Annotated in this window: 15 protein-coding genes and 1 pseudogene; 6 read left to right on the top strand and 10 right to left on the bottom strand. The window is 70.1% G+C overall.

The window, feature by feature from the left end; genetic code table 11:
- Positions 1–11: 11 nt before the first annotated feature.
- A complete protein-coding gene (locus HQ308_RS06835; RefSeq protein WP_261769657.1) occupies positions 12–323 on the bottom strand; it encodes a DUF6412 domain-containing protein in 312 nt (103 codons plus the stop codon).
- A 114-nt stretch (positions 324–437) separates the two neighbouring features.
- On the opposite strand from HQ308_RS06835, the gene HQ308_RS06840 reads away from it, so the two are divergent.
- The 4 genes from HQ308_RS06840 to sigJ all read left to right on the top strand — a co-directional run bounded on the left by HQ308_RS06840 (position 438) and on the right by sigJ (position 6,319).
- Positions 438–2,552, top strand: coding sequence for an MMPL family transporter (locus tag HQ308_RS06840; RefSeq protein WP_204866919.1), 2,115 nt, complete (start codon positions 438–440; stop codon positions 2,550–2,552).
- A 36-nt stretch (positions 2,553–2,588) separates the two neighbouring features.
- The gene (locus HQ308_RS06845; protein ID WP_222646013.1) at positions 2,589–4,595 is read left to right on the top strand and encodes an SDR family oxidoreductase; all 2,007 of its coding nucleotides are present in this window, start codon (positions 2,589–2,591) and stop codon (positions 4,593–4,595) included.
- A gap of 78 nt (positions 4,596–4,673) precedes the next feature.
- Positions 4,674–5,429 carry an SDR family oxidoreductase gene (locus tag HQ308_RS06850; RefSeq protein WP_222646014.1) on the top strand — a complete coding sequence of 252 codons (756 nt, stop codon included), beginning with the start codon at positions 4,674–4,676 and terminating at the stop codon, positions 5,427–5,429.
- On the top strand, positions 5,426–6,319 hold the full coding sequence (sigJ, locus tag HQ308_RS06855) for an RNA polymerase sigma factor SigJ (protein ID WP_222627294.1): 894 nt from the start codon (positions 5,426–5,428) through the stop codon (positions 6,317–6,319). The genes HQ308_RS06850 and sigJ overlap by 4 nt, the downstream gene beginning before the upstream one ends.
- Here the strand turns inward: sigJ and HQ308_RS06860 are convergent.
- The 3 genes and pseudogenes from HQ308_RS06860 to HQ308_RS06870 form a co-directional block, all read right to left on the bottom strand.
- The gene (locus HQ308_RS06860) at positions 6,316–6,756 is read right to left on the bottom strand and encodes a 6,7-dimethyl-8-ribityllumazine synthase (protein ID WP_027503771.1); all 441 of its coding nucleotides are present in this window, start codon (positions 6,754–6,756) and stop codon (positions 6,316–6,318) included. The genes sigJ and HQ308_RS06860 overlap by 4 nt on opposite strands.
- The gene (locus HQ308_RS06865) at positions 6,753–7,043 is read right to left on the bottom strand and encodes a putative quinol monooxygenase (RefSeq protein WP_027503772.1); all 291 of its coding nucleotides are present in this window, start codon (positions 7,041–7,043) and stop codon (positions 6,753–6,755) included. Before HQ308_RS06865 ends, HQ308_RS06860 begins: the two co-directional genes overlap by 4 nt.
- 151 nt (positions 7,044–7,194) lie before the next feature.
- Positions 7,195–7,479: pseudogene (locus tag HQ308_RS06870) on the bottom strand (VOC family protein); the annotation flags it as partial.
- Between the two features lie 72 nt (positions 7,480–7,551).
- Here HQ308_RS06870 and HQ308_RS06875 point away from each other — a divergent pair.
- Entirely contained in the window at positions 7,552–8,376 is an 825-nt protein-coding gene (locus tag HQ308_RS06875) for a helix-turn-helix domain-containing protein (RefSeq protein ID WP_308115703.1), read from the top strand.
- 1 nt (position 8,377) lies between these two features.
- On the opposite strand, the gene HQ308_RS06880 is transcribed toward HQ308_RS06875, so the two are convergent.
- The 6 genes from HQ308_RS06880 to HQ308_RS06905 form a co-directional block, all read right to left on the bottom strand.
- On the bottom strand, positions 8,378–9,334 hold the full coding sequence (locus tag HQ308_RS06880) for a sensor histidine kinase (RefSeq protein ID WP_027503775.1): 957 nt from the start codon (positions 9,332–9,334) through the stop codon (positions 8,378–8,380).
- 42 nt (positions 9,335–9,376) lie between these two features.
- Entirely contained in the window at positions 9,377–9,925 is a 549-nt protein-coding gene (locus tag HQ308_RS06885; RefSeq protein ID WP_222646015.1) for a hypothetical protein, read from the bottom strand.
- 61 nt (positions 9,926–9,986) lie between these two features.
- Positions 9,987–10,766 (bottom strand): alpha/beta fold hydrolase, encoded by a 780-nt coding sequence (locus HQ308_RS06890; protein WP_222638769.1) that lies wholly within the window; start codon positions 10,764–10,766, stop codon positions 9,987–9,989.
- Between the two features lie 28 nt (positions 10,767–10,794).
- Complete coding sequence (gene dinB / locus HQ308_RS06895) at positions 10,795–12,030, bottom strand: DNA polymerase IV (RefSeq protein WP_222646016.1); 1,236 nt, start codon at positions 12,028–12,030, stop codon at positions 10,795–10,797.
- Positions 12,027–13,604: a DNA polymerase Y family protein gene (locus tag HQ308_RS06900; protein WP_027503778.1), complete on the bottom strand. Its 1,578-nt coding sequence runs from the start codon at positions 13,602–13,604 to the stop codon at positions 12,027–12,029. The genes dinB and HQ308_RS06900 overlap by 4 nt, the downstream gene beginning before the upstream one ends.
- A complete protein-coding gene (locus HQ308_RS06905) occupies positions 13,601–14,407 on the bottom strand; it encodes a hypothetical protein (protein WP_222646017.1) in 807 nt (268 codons plus the stop codon). The genes HQ308_RS06900 and HQ308_RS06905 overlap by 4 nt, the downstream gene beginning before the upstream one ends.
- Before the next feature lie 186 nt (positions 14,408–14,593).
- Between HQ308_RS06905 and HQ308_RS06910 the strand changes: the two genes are divergently transcribed.
- Positions 14,594–15,844 (top strand): protein kinase, encoded by a 1,251-nt coding sequence (locus HQ308_RS06910; RefSeq protein WP_308115704.1) that lies wholly within the window; start codon positions 14,594–14,596, stop codon positions 15,842–15,844.
- Positions 15,845–15,908: the final 64 nt, after the last annotated feature.

The raw sequence follows: 15,908 nt of genomic DNA on the forward strand, positions 1-15,908 counted from the left end.
CACGGCGCCGATCAGTTCGGCTGCGCCTCCGCGAGAGCTCCGGGTGCTCGGGGCATGGGACGGCCCGGCGTGGCGGGATGGGACTGACGGCGGAACGATCCGCGCAGGCGGCGTTCGTCGGCGGGAGGACCACCTGCCGACGCGACATCGATCAGCGGTCCGGGTCGCAAGAACACCACAGCGATCAGAGCTGCCGACACGGTGACCGCCACGGCTACGGCGACCTCGATGGGTTGCGGCATCGCGACGATCAGGACGAGTCCCAGGGACAGCATCATGAGTGCGACCGTCAGGCGGCTGAGATGCACGCTCCCTGATCGCATGGCTCGGAACTTTACCGCCCGGACTCTGTCCCCGCTCTCAGAGCTTCCCCAGAACTGTTCACTACAGTCACAGACGACCGTCGATGCTCGACCTGACCGAGATGGGGATTTTCTGTGACTCGCTGGGCTTCGTTCGTGGTGTCGCGGGCACGGTGGGTCCTGACCGCCGCGATCGTCATCGTTCTGGCAGGTGCCACGTGGGGACTCGGGGTCTTCGGCAGCCTCAGCCAAGGCGGATACGAGGATCCCGGCAGCGAGGCCGTGCAGGTCGCCCGACAGATCCAGGGCCTGGGAACCGCCGCACCGGACATCATCGTCATCTACTCCGCGCCCGACGGCCGCACGCTCGACGACATCGGGGCGGACGTCACGCCGGTGCTCGACGCGTTCCGGGCCGAGGTGGGCCCGAACGACATCACCTCCTACTGGACAGCCGGGCCGGTGCAGAAACCGTTCCTCGAGAGCAAGGACGGCACGAAGGGACTCGCAACCGTCACCCTGGGAGACGCCAGCGGCATCACCGTCGCATCGTTCTCGGAGTTGCTGCCGAAGCTCGAAGTCGCCGGCATCGACACGCAGTTCGCGGGCGCCTCCGTCGCGGGGGTCTCCTTCAACACCCAGCTCCAGGAAGATCTGGTCCGCGCCGAGATCATCGCGATCCCGATCACGCTGATTCTTCTGGTCATCATCTTCGGCGGCGTCGTGGCCGCCGCCGTCCCGGTCATCGTGGGCGCGCTCTCGGTGGCCGGCGCGCTGACCGTCCTGCGCCTCTTCACAACGTTCACCGAGATCAGTTCGTTCGCCGTCAACGTCGCCAGCCTGCTGGGTCTCGGCCTCGCCATCGACTACGGACTCTTCATCGTCAGCAGGTTCCGCGAGGAACTCAGGGGCGGAGCCACGTCCCACGAGGCCGCACGACGCACGATGCTGACCGCCGGGCGCACCATCGTCTTCTCCGGTCTGCTGCTGATCTGCGCCTTCGCAGGGATGCTCGTCTTCCCGCAGGCCATCATCAGATCCCTCGGCTTCGGTGCGATGGCGGCTGTCGGATGTGCGGCTCTGCTGTCGTTGACGGCTGTGCCGGCCGTCCTCGCCATGCTGGGTCACCGCATCAATGCCATCACGTGGTCGAGGACCGCCTCGGATCGCGGAGATGCACGCGCACACAAGTTCTGGGGCGGCGTTGTCACGAAGGTGATGAAGCGCCCCATCACCGTCGCCACCCTCATCATCGTCGGCCTGCTGGTCGTCGCCGCACCGCTGGTCAAGGCTCAGTTGGGCGAGGTGTCCTACACCGCGCTCCCCGCCGACGATCCCGCGCGTATCGCGTTCGAGACCCTGTCCTCGGACTTCAGCAGCACCGGCGACAGCGCCACCATCGTGTTGGACGGAGAGTCGGCGCGGCCGGACGGCCCCGCCATCAACGCGGTCACGACGGCTGCTCGCGCGGTGAGCGGTATCGCGAACGTCCAGTTCGGCACGGCCAGCGGCGACTTCGTGGTCATCAACGCGACGTTCTCTTCGGACGTGTCCCAGGAAGCGCAACAGGATGTGGTGCAGCAACTCCGCGCGATTCCGGCACCCGACGGAACCGACCTGACGGTGGGCGGAGCGGCGGCCCTGGTCCTCGACGGCAACAACGCCATCGTGAACTGGCTGCCGGTGATGCTCACCATCATGGTGGTGTCGACGCTGATCCTGCTGTTCCTGGCGTTCGGCTCGGTGGTGCTGCCGATCAAGGCAGTAGCGATGGCGGGACTGAGCATGGCGGCGACGTTCGGAGCTCTGACGTTCATCTTCCAGGAGGGTCACGGGGCGGGCCTGCTCGGCGTCACACCGGCACCGCTGGAGGCGACCTTCGTGGTTCTCATCCTCGCTGTCGTGTTCGGGCTGTCCACCGACTACGAGGTGTTCCTGATGTCCCGCATGGTGGAGGCGCGCACCGCCGGCGCCACCACCGAGGAGGCGGTGCTGATCGGCGCCCAGCGGACCGGCCGCATCGTGACCGCGGCGGCGTTGATCCTGATCATCGTGACGGGGGCGTTCTCGATGTCCGGACTGTCCATCATGCGATTCCTGGGTGTCGGCATGATTCTGGCGTTGATCATCGACGCCACGATCATCCGTATGCTGCTGGTTCCGTCGCTGGTCAAGCTCATGGGCGAGGCCAACTGGTGGGCACCGGCCTGGATGCGGAAAGTCCACGCGAAGGTGGGTATCGGTCACTGACACCGCCCGTTCTTACTGCGCGGTAAGGTGCCCGCCATGAGCGACTACGTGGTCACCGGCGGCACGGGATTCCTCGGCCGGGCGGTCGTGCGGAGAATCCTGGAGCGGGACGCGAGTGCGACGGTGCACGTGCTCGTGCGCCCGGGCTCGGTCGACCGTCTGCGAGCCTTCGCGGACGGGGCGGCAGGCGGCGAGCGGATCAGCCCGCTGGTCGGCGACCTCGAGGAACCCGGCCTCGGTATCGACGCGTCGGCCCTGCCCGACGTCGGCCACGTGGTGCATCTCGGCGCCGTCTACGACCTCACGGCAGGCGACGAACAGCAGGCGACCAACGTGCAGGGCACCGCGGCGGTGGCCGCGCTCTCCGTCCTGCTCGGGGCGACGATGCATCACGTGTCGTCCATCGCGGTGGCCGGAGACCATCGAGGGGTGTTCACCGAGAACGACTTCGACCTCGGTCAGAACTTTCCGACGGCGTACCACCGCACGAAGTTCGAGGCGGAGAAGGTGGTCCGCGAGACTCCGGGCCTCACCTGGCGGGTCTACCGACCGGCAGCAGTGGTCGGTGACTCGACCACCGGCGAGATCGACAAGATCGACGGCCCGTACTACCTCTTCCGGCTCATCTCCCTCCTCGCCGAGTTGCCCTCGGCCCTGCCGATGACGGTGCCCGCACTCGGCGCGACCAACATCGTCCCGGTCGACCACGTCGCCGACGCGATGGTCGCCCTCCTGCACGCCCCGGATCTCGACGGCCGCGTGTTCCACCTCGTCAACCCGCGTCCGCAACCGATGCGGGAGATCTACTCCGCTCTCGCCGACGCGGCCGGCGCACCCCGCGCCGTGGGGAGCATCCCCGGCTCCGTCGTCACGCCGCTGCTCCGCTCGACCAATCGTCATGTCGTTGCCGCCCGCGACGCGGTGTTCGAGAACTACGACATCCCGCCCGTCATGGCCGAGCACCTCACGCTGCCAACCCGGTTCGACTCGACCCTCACCCGTGCCGCACTGAACGAGGCGATGGGCGAGAACGCGGCCCGCGTACCGGAGTTCCGCACGTACGCACCCGCACTGTGGTCGTACTGGCGTGCGCATCTCGACCCGTACCGGGCGCGACGCGACGATCCGGCCGGGCCACTGGTCGACCGACACGTCGTCATCACCGGCGGTTCCTCGGGTATCGGCAAGGCCTCTGCCTTCGCTGCGGCCCGCAAGGGCGCGCGCGTCATCATCGTCGCCCGCGACGAGGCCAAGCTGGCGGCCGTCGTGGAGGAGATCCGGGCGACCGGCGGCGACGCGCACGGCTACGTCTGCGACATCACCGACGACGCGTCCGTCGCCGAGACCGTGGCCGCGATCCTGCGCGGCCACGACCACGTCGACATGCTCGTCAACAATGCGGGCCGATCGATCCGGCGCTCACTCACCCTGTCGACCGACCGTCTGCACGACTTCGAGCGGACCATGGCCGTCAACTACTTCGGGGCACTCCGCCTGATTCTCGCGCTGCTCCCCCACATGCGCGAGCGGAAGTACGGCCACATCGTCAACATCAGCAGCGCCTCGGTGCAGAGCCACCCGCCGCGCTTCGCCGCGTACGTGGCGAGCAAGTCGGCGCTCGACGCCTTCACCTCGGTCGCCGCGTCGGAGACCCTGGCGGACGGTGTCTCGTTCACCACCGTGCACATGCCCCTCGTGGACACCCCGATGATCGCTCCGACCGGCAACAAGAACGTCAACAAGGTCGAGACGCCGGAGAAGGCCGCCGCGATGGTGATGCGGGCACTGATCGAGAAGCCCAAGCGCATCGACGTTCCCACCGGAACCGCCGCGGAGTGGGGCAACCTGCTGATGCCTCGCTCGAAGGACCGCGTGCTGGCGTCGTACTACAAGGCGTATCCGGACAGTGCCGCCGCCAGAGGAATCACCGACACCAGCTCGTGGTCGTCCGGTCCCCGTGCACCGAAGAAGAACCGACGCGAGTTCCGGATGCCCCGGGTCGTGCGGCGGGCCGGACGATGGGTTCCCGGCGCCCACTGGTGATGTCACAGATGACGGCTCTCTCTCGTCCTACTCTCGAACGGGTTCCACCGAGGACTCGCACGAGGGAAGGATGACGCCATGCGGATCGCAGTGGCAGGCGGAACGGGCGCAGCGGGGCGGCACGTGGTGGAGCAGGTGCGGGCGCGAGGACACACTCCCGTGGTACTCGCGAGATCGGCCGGAATCGATCTCGTGCGGCCGACGCCGGAGCTCGACCGGGCACTGACGGACGTCGACGCGGTGATCGACGCCGCGAACGTCACGACGATGTCGGCGCGCGCGTCCGAGAAGTTCTTCGGCGCCGTCACGTCGACGTTGCTGGCCGCCGGTGAGCGCGCGGGAATCCGTCACCACGTGGCGTTGTCCATCGTGGGGTGCGATCGTGTCGACTACGGCTACTACGCCGGTAAACGTCTGCAGGAGAAGCTCGTACGCGAGTCGACGCTGCCATGGACGATCCTCCGTGCGACGCAGTTCCACGAGTTCACCGATCAGGCTCTCGCGATGACTCCGGGTCCGGTCGCGATGGTCCCGACGATGCGGAGTCAGCCGGTCAGCACCGCCGAGGTCGCCGCCCACATCGTCGACCTGGCGGTGGGGACACCGCTCACCTCGATCGTGGAGTACGCCGGTCCGCGCCCGGAGTACCAACCCGATCTTGCCCGGAGGCTGCTGCGCGCGCGTGGATCGAAGCGTCTCGTCCTCCCCCTGCGGCTGCCGGGCGCCGGGGGTCGCGGCATGGCGAACGGTGGGCTCCTTCCCGGTCCGGACGCTGCGCACGGTGACGAGACGTTCGATCAGTGGCTCGCGCGCGTGGGTGCCTCGACCCGGTGAGTGTCACCGACGACTTCGTCCGCGTCCGCCCACGGCTGGTCCGCATCGCCTACGCCGTCCTCGGTTCGCACGCCGACGCCGAGGACGTCGTGTCCGACTGCTGGCCGAAACTGGTCGCGGCCGATGCGACGTCACCCGTTCTCGACGTCGAGGCGTGGGCCGTGGTCGCTGTCTCGCGCGCAGCACTGGACGTGCTGCGGTCGGCCCGCGTGCGACGAGAGACGTACGTGGGACCGTGGTTGCCCGAGCCGTTGGTCGGACCGGCCGACTCGCCGCCCGACCGGGTGACGCTCGACGAGAGCGTGCGCTTCGCGCTCATGGTGGTGCTCGAGACGCTGTCCCCGGCCGAACGCACGACATGGGTCCTGCACGACGTGTTCGACGTCCCGTTCGACGAGATCGCGCGGATCGTGGGCCGCACTCCGAATGCCGTGCGGCAGCTCGCGTCTCGTGCACGACGGCACGTGACGGAGGGGGCTCCACGTTTCGCGGTGTCGCCCGAGCTGCATGCCGGCGCCGTGCGTGACTTCACCCGTGCCGCCGGTACGGGAGTGCTCGCCGATCTGCTGACGACGTTGGACCCCGACGTCGTTCTCGTCAGCGACGGGGGCGGAGTCGTCTCGGCGGCACGGCGTCCCGTGATCGGCGCCGACCACGTCGCGAGATTCCTCCTCGGCATCGCGGCGAAGGCGGGAGACGGTCTGCGGGTGCGTCCGTGCCGTGTGAACGGCAGAACGGGACTCGCCCTCGTGGCGGGCGACGGGTTGGTCGGCGTCGTCTCGTTCGAGGTGTCGTCGACGGGCCTGGTGTCGCGGATCGACATGATCCGGTCACCAGCCAAGCTCGCGCTCGTCGACCCCTCGGTCTGGCAGGACCGACCCGACAGCTAGCGGCCGATCGAGTCGAGGGACGCGAGCGTGCGCACCACCGCGCTCGCCGCCTCGACACCCTTCTTCTCGAGGTGCTCCGCGAAGAAGCTCGTGTGGTCGGCATGCTCGTGGAAGTGGTGCGGGGTCAGCACCACCGAGAACACGGGCACATCGGTGTCGAGCTGCACCCGCATGAGTCCGTCGATGACGGCCGTCTCGACGAAGTCGTGCCGGTAGATACCGCCGTCCACCACCAGCGCCGCCGCGACGACGGCCGAGTACCGGCCCGTGAGCGCGAGTCGCTTGGCGTGCAGGGGGATCTCGAACGCACCGGGCACCTCGAAGGTGTCCACGTCACGCCCGAACTCCCGCACGAAACCCTGGCGCACCCGGTCCACCAGTTCGCGATGCCAGGTGGCCTGGACGAAGGCCACCGAGGGAGTCGCGTCCGTCGTCATCGAACGGGCGCCAGCACGGTCAGCACCGGCGCCGCGGTGACGATCGAACCGAGTTCACTGCGACCCTCGGGCGTCGCCCGGAACGCGCGGTAGGCGGCGTCGGCCTCGACGCTGGCCCAGCTCTCGACGATGACGACGTGCGCCGGATCCTTCACGTCCGCCGTCACCTCGACACCGAGGCATCCCTCGAACGCGCGGGTGGCGACGAGGGTCTCGTCGATGATGCGGTGCGACTCCTCGAGGCGGGCGGGATCGAGACGCAGTTCGAGCAGAGCGGTGATGGCCACGGGACGTCCGTTCGGTCGGGGATCGCTGTCGATGCCAGTTCACCACGCGTGTGGTCAGCCCCAGTTGGCGGCATCCGTCAGGCAGAACGGATGGCCGGCCGGCCGGATCGAGGAGAACGCGCCACGTCTCGCCCGGCTGCGGCTCGGCGAGCGTCGCCCCCAGCTCGATCGCACGGGCCTCGGCCACTGGCATGTCCTCGACCGCGATGTCGAAGTGGAACTGCTTGCTCCCGTCGGGGTTCGGCCAGGCGGGTGGCCGATAGCCGTCCACGCGGCCGAAGCCCAGCGCCGGGCCCCCGTTCGCGGGAGAGAGCATGGCGTAGTTCTCGCCGTCACCCATCGTCTGGGTCAGACCGAGGAACGCCGCCCAGAATTCGGCCACCGGAGGAACCTCGGCACAGTCCAGGGTCGTCATCGCCAGTCGCGTCGTCGTCATGACCTCAGCCTCCCTCACGATCGGCACCGTGACTTGAACAAACGCGCCAGCCCGAGCGGTACGGTTCGCTCCGTGACGGAGGATCCGTTGACCCGAGCAGGCCGACGCGCGCAGTCGGCGATCCTGCACCCCGCGCGTGCGGAGGGTCGGATCACCGTCGGCCGCTCCCGCCCTCCCGACGACCTCTCGACCCTCGTCGACTACTTCTGGTGGGTGGAGTGGCACTGCCCCGAACCGCACGTGCAGGAGGTCGTCCCGCGCCCGGTGGTCCATCTGACGGCGGAATCTCGGGACGGCGCTCCGCGGCTGCTGGTGCACGGCGTGATGCGACGTCGCTTCCAGCGCACCCTCGTCGGCGACGGGCGCACGGTCGCCGCAGCGTTCCGTCCCGCAGGTTTCCGCCCCGTTCTCGGCCGGCCCGTGAGCTCGATGACCGATCGGGTCGGGACCGTCGCGGACGTGCTGGGCACCGACGATCGCCGACTCGCCGGTCTCCTCCTCGACCCGGACGCGGACGTCACCACGTGTGTGGACCGACTGTCCTCGTGGCTGATCGAGCGGACCGCGACGGCCGACCCCGTGGCCGCCGACATCGCGGACCTCGTGGAGCTGGCCGAGACGGACACGACGGTCATCCGGGCGCAGCAGCTCGCGGATCGTGCGGGAGTGAGCCTGCGGACGCTGCAGAGACAGTTCGCCGACCATGTCGGCGTCGGGCCCAAGTGGGTGGTGCAGCGGTGCCGACTCCTGGACGTCGCGGGTGCCGCGCACACCGACGGCACGGTGGACTGGGCGGCGCTCGCCGCCGACCTCGGATACGCGGATCAGAGCCATTTGATCCGGGCGTTCACCGCCCTGGTGGGTGGTCCCCCCGCGCGCTACCGAGCGGACACCTGAGTCACCCGTCCCGCGTGTGCGCCTCCCGCGCCTCGTCGACGAGGCGGTGGATACGGCGTGCGACCTCGTCCAGCTGATCGACGATGTCGCGCCGAAGTTGGTCCACCGCATCCTGATCCAGCGGCACCGCGGGCGCACGATCGGGGTCACCGATCTCGATGAGCAACTCGATGTTGGTGCGCAAGGCGGTGAGCGGCGCCAGCAGCTCGGTACCCGCGTCGACGATGAGGTGGTTCTGTGCGAGCCGCGAGCGTTGCAGGGCCGCCAGCATGTCGTTGAACCGATCGGCGAGATGCGCCAGCTCGTCGTCACCCACCACGGCCACCGGACTGAGGTCGCCGGTCTCGGTGATCCGCCGCGTGGCGCGGGTGAGTCTTCCGACCGGGCGCAGGCCCGTCCGCGCCACCAGGTACCCCGACAGCCCTGCCAGCACCACCAGTGCGCCGCCCACCGTGACGAAGATGAGGAGCAGTCCACTCATCACCCCGTCGAGCGACCGGTAGGACTCTCCGACCAGCACCGTCGACCCGCTCGGCGCCTTCTCGATGGCCACCGCGTAGCCGTTCAGGTCGGTGACGACGCGGTCCGACTCCCCCGCGACCACCGACGCGACCACCGGTTCCAGCACGCCGTCGGGAGAGGCGAACGGAGTGAAACTTCCGGACGCGGAGTACACGTCACCGTCCTCGCTGACGATGCCCACCTGCAGATAGCGTCCCGCGCGAGGTCCGGCAGCGAAACCGAAGGCCGCGGGCGAGAGTCCGGAGGAGTCACTGGCGATCAACTTGTCGGCGTCCCGGCCCACCCGATCTGCGAGCTGCGCACGCAGAGCGTCCTCGGTGACCATGTAGATCACGAAGGAGCAGATCGCGACGGCCAGCGCCGCCACGCTCACCGTGAGAAGTCGGATGCGACTCCGCAGCGACAGCGTCGCCGCGCGGGGCCGGGTGACGGTCATGACACGACGGTAACCGGCGGATCGTTCGGCGGCTGTGCGGTCCTATCGACCGCGTGCGAACCGGTCCCGCACGGCTCGGCCCCAGATCGGGAGGAAGCCGACCGTCATGTAGGCCAACGGTCCCACCGTCCCGCCCCACTTGACGATGCTGAGCGCACTCGACACGGTCGCGGTCGTGTCGGTGATGCGGCGGGTGTCGCGGTGGAGGTAGAGGTTGACGACGTTCTCGGTGATGTCCGCGGTGGCCGCGACGGCCGGGGCGGCGACGAGCACCGCGCGCAACGACCGCGACATGGGAACCAGCTCGGCGAGCCGCACGGCGCCCAGCCGCAGCGCCGCCGCGTAGAGCACCGGGTGGTGGAAGTTGGCGTGGTATCCGTTGGTCAGCTCCCGCGCGGCGCGTGGACTCATCCCGTCGACGACCGACCGGTAGCGCGCACCCGACGGACACACCTGCAGGTGCGCGTAGGCGGCCCCGCCCTGGCCGGTGACCCTCATGAGGCTGAGCTCGGACACGGCGTACATCAGGGCCCGAGCAGCGAGTTCGCCGTCGGTCCGGGTCACGGTGAACTGCTGGGTGGGTGCCGTCATGCGCCGACGGTAACGACTGTGGTCGCCAGGGACGGCGAGGACGTCGTCGGTTCTGGACGCCTCACAGGGCGCGGGGAGTTTCCTGGTGCTCGGCGAGGAACGGGCCGACCGCGGCGTCGAACTCGGCGAACCGATCCCGATGCACACTGTGGCCGCTGTCCACGGCGACGACCCGGCTGCGCGGCACCAGCGCCGTCATCGCCTCGAGGCGCGCGCGGTCGACCATGCCGGTGGGACCACCCACGACCAACAGCACATCACTCTCCATGTGCGTAAGCGCCTCCCACCACAGCGGATCGGGGGCGCGGAACTGGGTGAGCGCGGACGAGGTCATCGACCGATCGAAGGCCAGCACGGCGCGGGGGTGTCGGATCACGCTGGTCGTGGCGTGCAACAGTTCGCGCGCGGACGGGAACTTCGTCGTGATCGACGGGGTCTCGTCACCAGGACGGATGGGGAGTGGGGCCTCCTCGACCACGAGCTTGCGCACCGTCGTCGGACGGCGTTGGGCGACGAGCGTCGCGGCGTGGCCTCCCAGGGAGTGGCCGACGAGGTCGACGCGAGTCAGCGAGAGATGATCCAGGAGCGCCTCGAGGTCGTCGCCGAACTCACCGAACAGGTAACTCCGTGCGCGTCCGCTGCGGCCGTGCCCGCGGAGGTCCGGGACGACGACACGGCGGCCCCGCCGAACCAGCGTGCGCGCGAACGTGTCCCAGGTGTGGCCGTCGCCGCCCATGCCGTGCACCAGCACGACGGGCGACCCCAGCACGTCGGCACCACCGGAATCTCGATAGTGCAGCCGCACGCCCTCGGCGTCCACCACGCCGTCCGTCATGATCATCGAGCCATCCTCCCAGAGGCGCCGACCCTCACTCGTGGAGCATGGCCACCGATGTCTGCTCCTCTCGCCCGAGCAGCACACCGCGCGTGAGCGCGGAGGTGCCGAACCGGCGCTGCACTCCGTCGAGCGCCTCGTCCAGGGCCGTCCGGTCGATGGTCGGATGCTCGTCCTCCGGCGTCTCGAACGGCAGCTCGAGCTGCATCGCGGCGCCGTCCTCGAGATTCGACACCGCCACGCCGACAAGGGTGAGGCCCTGCATCGTGATGGTCGACATCGATGCGCCCAGCAGCGATCGGGCCGCGGTGAGCACGACGTGGGTGTCGGCCGTCGCGCGGCTCAGCGTCGTGGATCGCGTCGCTCGCGTGAAGTCGTCGAAACGCAGGCGCAGCGTGATCGTGCGACCTGCCCGGTGACCCTTCCGCATGCGGTGAGTGACACGGTCGACCAGTCCGACGAGGGCTGCGTCGATGTCCGCCGGGGTCTTGTGACGACGCCCCAGAGCATGTTGGGCGCCCACCGACCGCCGGCTCCTGCCGGTGCTCACCCGGCGCGCGTCGACACCGTTCGACAGGGCGTGCAGGTGCCGACCCGCGGCCGATCCGAGGACGGCGGCCAGCGCGCCCTCGCGGTGCGCGGCGAGGTCACCGATGGTGCGGATGCCCTGCGCGTACAGCTTGTCGGCGGTGATCCTGCCGACGCCCCACATGCGCTCCACCGGAAGCGGATGCAGGAACTCGAGCTCACGGTCCGGCGGAACCTCCAGCAGGCCGTCGGGCTTGGCGACGGCACTGGCGATCTTGGCGAGGAACTTGGTGCGCGCCACCCCGACGGTGATGGGGAGACCGACGTCCTCCGCCACCGTGCGACGCAGGTCCCGAGCGATGTCCGACGGCGATCCGGACAGCCGCGCCAACCCGGTGACGTCGAGGAAGGCCTCGTCGATGGAGATGCCCTCGACCAGCGGGGTGACGTTCTCGAACACCTCGAAGACGTCCTTGCTCGCCTGCGAGTAGGCGGCCATCCGGGGCGGCACCACCACCGCCTGCGGGCACAGAGCGCGCGCCTGCCGGCCACCCATGGCCGTCTTCACGCCGAAGGCCTTGGCCTCGTAGCTCGCCGCCAGAACCACACCACCGCCGACGATGACGGGTCGCCCGCGCAGCGACGGGTCGTCCCGCTGCTCCACCGAGGAGTAGAAGGAGTCGAGGTCCGCATGCAGGATCGTGGCCTCGCCCGTGCGTTCCCGTGCGCGTTCCGCCGTCATTCGTAGATCCCTTCCACGAACCATCGTCCACCGTCGTGCAGGACCAGCAGGGCACGGGTGTCCTCCAGCAGCACCTGCGCCCGTGCCACCTGGCGGGCCGTGGAGGTGGCGCCGAGATCCCACCACCGCTCGTCCGCGGCCCACGGTCCCGCCCAGCCGTGCAGCACCCAGCTCCGCGATCCCCAGTCGACCCGGCCGGGCACGCGATCGAACATGCCGCGCTCGGTGACCTGCACCGCCACTCCCGACTCGTCGGTCACGGCGATCTCCGGACGCGTCGGCATCAGCGCCGAGGGCGACGGGGACGGCAACCGGCCGGGCCACGGAGCGGAGGGATCAGCATCGGGCACCGGCTCGTCGCCCCACGGCAGCATCGTCACGCGCTCACCCGGCCCCCGACCACCGCTGAGCACACCCACCTGGACGGCGTCGCCGCCCAGCAGACCCTGCACCCGCACCAGGGCACGGCGGGCCCGCTCGTCCTCGTCGCCGACTCCGCCCCACAGTCCCAGCTGCAGCGCACCCGCCGACACCACCTCCACCGGCTCGAGACGCAGCAGGACGATGCCGGCGGTCGGCTTGTTCTCACTGCGGCCGGTGAGCCAGCCGTCGAGCTGCCATCGCACGCGATCCGCGGTGCCCTCGGGAGTGAGCGGTTCCGCGCATCGCCACGTGCGGGAGAGGTGTTCACCGTTGGCCGTGGTGGCCTGCACCAGCAACCGGGTGCAGGCCACGGCCGCGGCCGACAGCGTCACGTGCAGTCTCTCGGCCAGGGCGCGACCCGCGAACGCCGCCGCGTCGACGCGATCGATCGGAGGGTCGCAGCGGTACTCGACCTCGAGATCGGGAGGAAGTACCCGCGCCGAGGGCGGCCGCTCCGGCTCACCTCGCGCGCTGCGGTGCGCGAGGACCGCGTCGGTGCCGAAGCGGGAGGCCACGTCCACCGGTGACAGTGCCCCGAAGTCCCCCACCGTGCGCAGACCCAGCCGCACCAGCAGATCCACCAGGTCCACCCGCTCCGGCGCCGCGAGAGACGGTTCCGCCGACAACTCGGCCACCGGGAGCGGAGCCAGGAACTGCGCGCCGCTCCCCCGCGGCACGATCGCGCCGTGCCGAGCCGCGACGACGGCCGTCGACACCTCGTCGGCGATCCCCACCTGGCACTCGACACCGACCGCCGCGACGGTGTCCACCAGTCGCTCCGCCGCGGCCTCCTCCGAACCGAAGTACCGCGCCGCACCGCGCGCCGACAGCAGCAACAGGCCGGGCCGCAGCACCTCGATACCGGGCACCACCTCGTCCACCGCCGACGCGACCGGCTCGAACAGTCGCGCGTCACGATCCGGATCCGCCCGCGCCACATACAGTTCCGGACAGCGGGCCTGCGACTCACGGCGTCGGCCGCCGCGACGGACCCCCTCGGCGCGTGCCGTCGCGGAGCAGGCGACGACACGATTGGCGGAGACCACCGCCACCGGCGACGAGGCCGGGATCTCCGCCGCGGCGGCAGCGGCCACGGCCGGCCAGTCGGGGCACCACAGAGCCAGCACCCGGCTCCGACGGTCGGTGCTCACGACGGCAGCGCTTCCAGCACCGGATCCTGATGCGACACGGCGGAGTCGGCCGATCCCCACTCGACCCCGTCGCCCGTGGACGTCAGGATCAACCGCCCGGTCCGCGGCCGGACGGCACGGCCCTGCACCTCGACGCCCAGATGCACGGCGCGCACCCGGCCGTGACCCGTACGGGCCCCCGAGCCGAGCCCGCCGTACCCGCGGATGCGGGCGTCCAACCGGAGCTCGGCGCCGTCCCAGCGTCCGTCGGTGACGATCAGCGTGGCGCCCTTGTTGCGCGCCCGAGCGACCACCGCCCGCGCTCGCGACGGCGGCACCGACATGCCGCCCAGCCCCAGCACCACCAGATCGATGCCGTCGAGCAGCACGGCGGCGACCTCCACCGGGTCCGGCCCGGGATCCGGGACCAGCGCCACCCGCTGCAGATGCGCCCCCATCTCCGACGCCGCCAACAGTCCCAGCCGCGGCAGACCGATGACGGCGGCGTGCCGTCCCGATCCGGTGACCGACGCCAGGATCCCGAGGAGCAACGATCCGGCGCCGGACACCGAGACCACCGTGCCGCGGGCCAACCCACCCTCGGGGAGCAGCGCCGACAACGCCTCCGGGACCGGGAGAACCGGGCGGACCCGGGCCGGCGCAGGATCCGGGGCAGGCGCGGTGGCCGTGAGGGTGACCGGTGCGGCAGGAGCGGGGGCATCGGCCACACGCGCAGGTGAGGACCGGATACGACGCCGCAGGAACTCGATCCGCTCGGTGCGGGACAGCCCTTCGAGGCCTTCGAGATCAACGGAAACAGGCATACTCACTCCCCGGTCGGGACGGTCGAGACTGCGTTGGAGACCCGGGGGAAGACCGAGAATTCGAACATACTTTCGAACGCTCACACAAGTAAAGCCGCTGCCCGTTCGAACGTCAAGACGCCCGGAAACGTCCTGGTGACAGCCCTGCCCGGCACTCGATCGGCTCGTCCGATAACCTCGAACACCGTGACTGATCACCAGCAGCCCAGCGGAGCGGTGGCCGGCTCGGGGCGCACGCGACCGGTCATCGGACCCGACTACCTCCTCGCCGGTCGCTACCGACTCGACTCCAAGCTCGGCGGCGGCGGAATGGGCGCGGTGTGGCTCGCGAGCGACACGTTGCTCAGCCGCAAGGTGGCCGTCAAACAGGCCACCTCGACCGTGGACCTCACTCCCGAGGCCGCCCGCGAGATCCGCGAACGCGCCATGCGCGAGGGGCGGATGGCGGCCCAGCTGAACAACCCGCACGCCATCGCCATGCACGACGTCGCACTCGACAGCGGCGAGCCCTGGCTCATCATGGAGTACCTCCCCGCCCGCAGCCTCGCGATGGCCCTCAACATCGCCGAGTCGCTGCCCCCGGACGAGGTCATCCAGATCGGTGCCCAGATCGCCGACGCCCTCACCGCCGCCCACGCCGCCGGCATCGTGCACCGCGACATCAAGCCGGGCAACATCCTGGTCGCCGATCGCGGCAGCGCGCTGGGCATGGTCAAGATCAGCGACTTCGGCATCTCGCGCGCCAAGACGGACACGCACGAGGAGAACAGCGCCGTCATCACCGGCACCCCCGCGTACTTCGCACCCGAGGTGGCGCGCGGCGCGGACCCCACCGAGGCCAGCGACGTCTTCTCGCTCGGCGCCACGCTGTACACCGCGACCGAGGGACAACCACCCTTCGGCATCGACGCCGACTCCATCCCCCTGCTGCACCGCGTCGCCGGGGGGCGCATCATCCCACCGCGCAAGAGCGGACCGATGACGGCCACGTTGCTGCACATGCTCGAACCCGACCCCGCGCGCCGCCCCACCATGGCCGAGGTCCGCACCCGCTTCGTCACCCTCGCCGTGGGCAAGAACGGCAACGCCGGATCGGTGATCAACCACCCGCTGCGCGCGGCCGACGGTCAGGTCCCGTTCTGGGCGCTGCGCGGCTCCCGAGTCCCGGGCACCTCCCGGCGAGGCGAACGCATCCACGGCCGCACCATGACGGGGCTCCCGGCAGCGGACACCGCCACCCCTCTGGATCGGGTTCCGCGTCCGACGGCGGCGTCCACCACGCCGGCACCCGGGCCGGCTCCGCGCCCGACGTACTCCCCGCCCGCGTTCGAGACGAAGGAACCCAAGTCCTTCAGCGCCCCCGCCGGGCTGCCGCTCTACCTCGCGATCGGCGGCGCGGTGCTGCTCCTGCTCATCGTCCTGCTCCTGGTGCTCTGACCCGCTCCCGACCCGGCGAATACGGCCGTACTGTCGCGAACATCCACCACAGGACGACAGTTCG

It is taken from the genome of Rhodococcus sp. BP-241, from assembly GCF_019836145.1.
GTDB lineage: Bacteria > Actinomycetota > Actinomycetes > Mycobacteriales > Mycobacteriaceae > Rhodococcoides.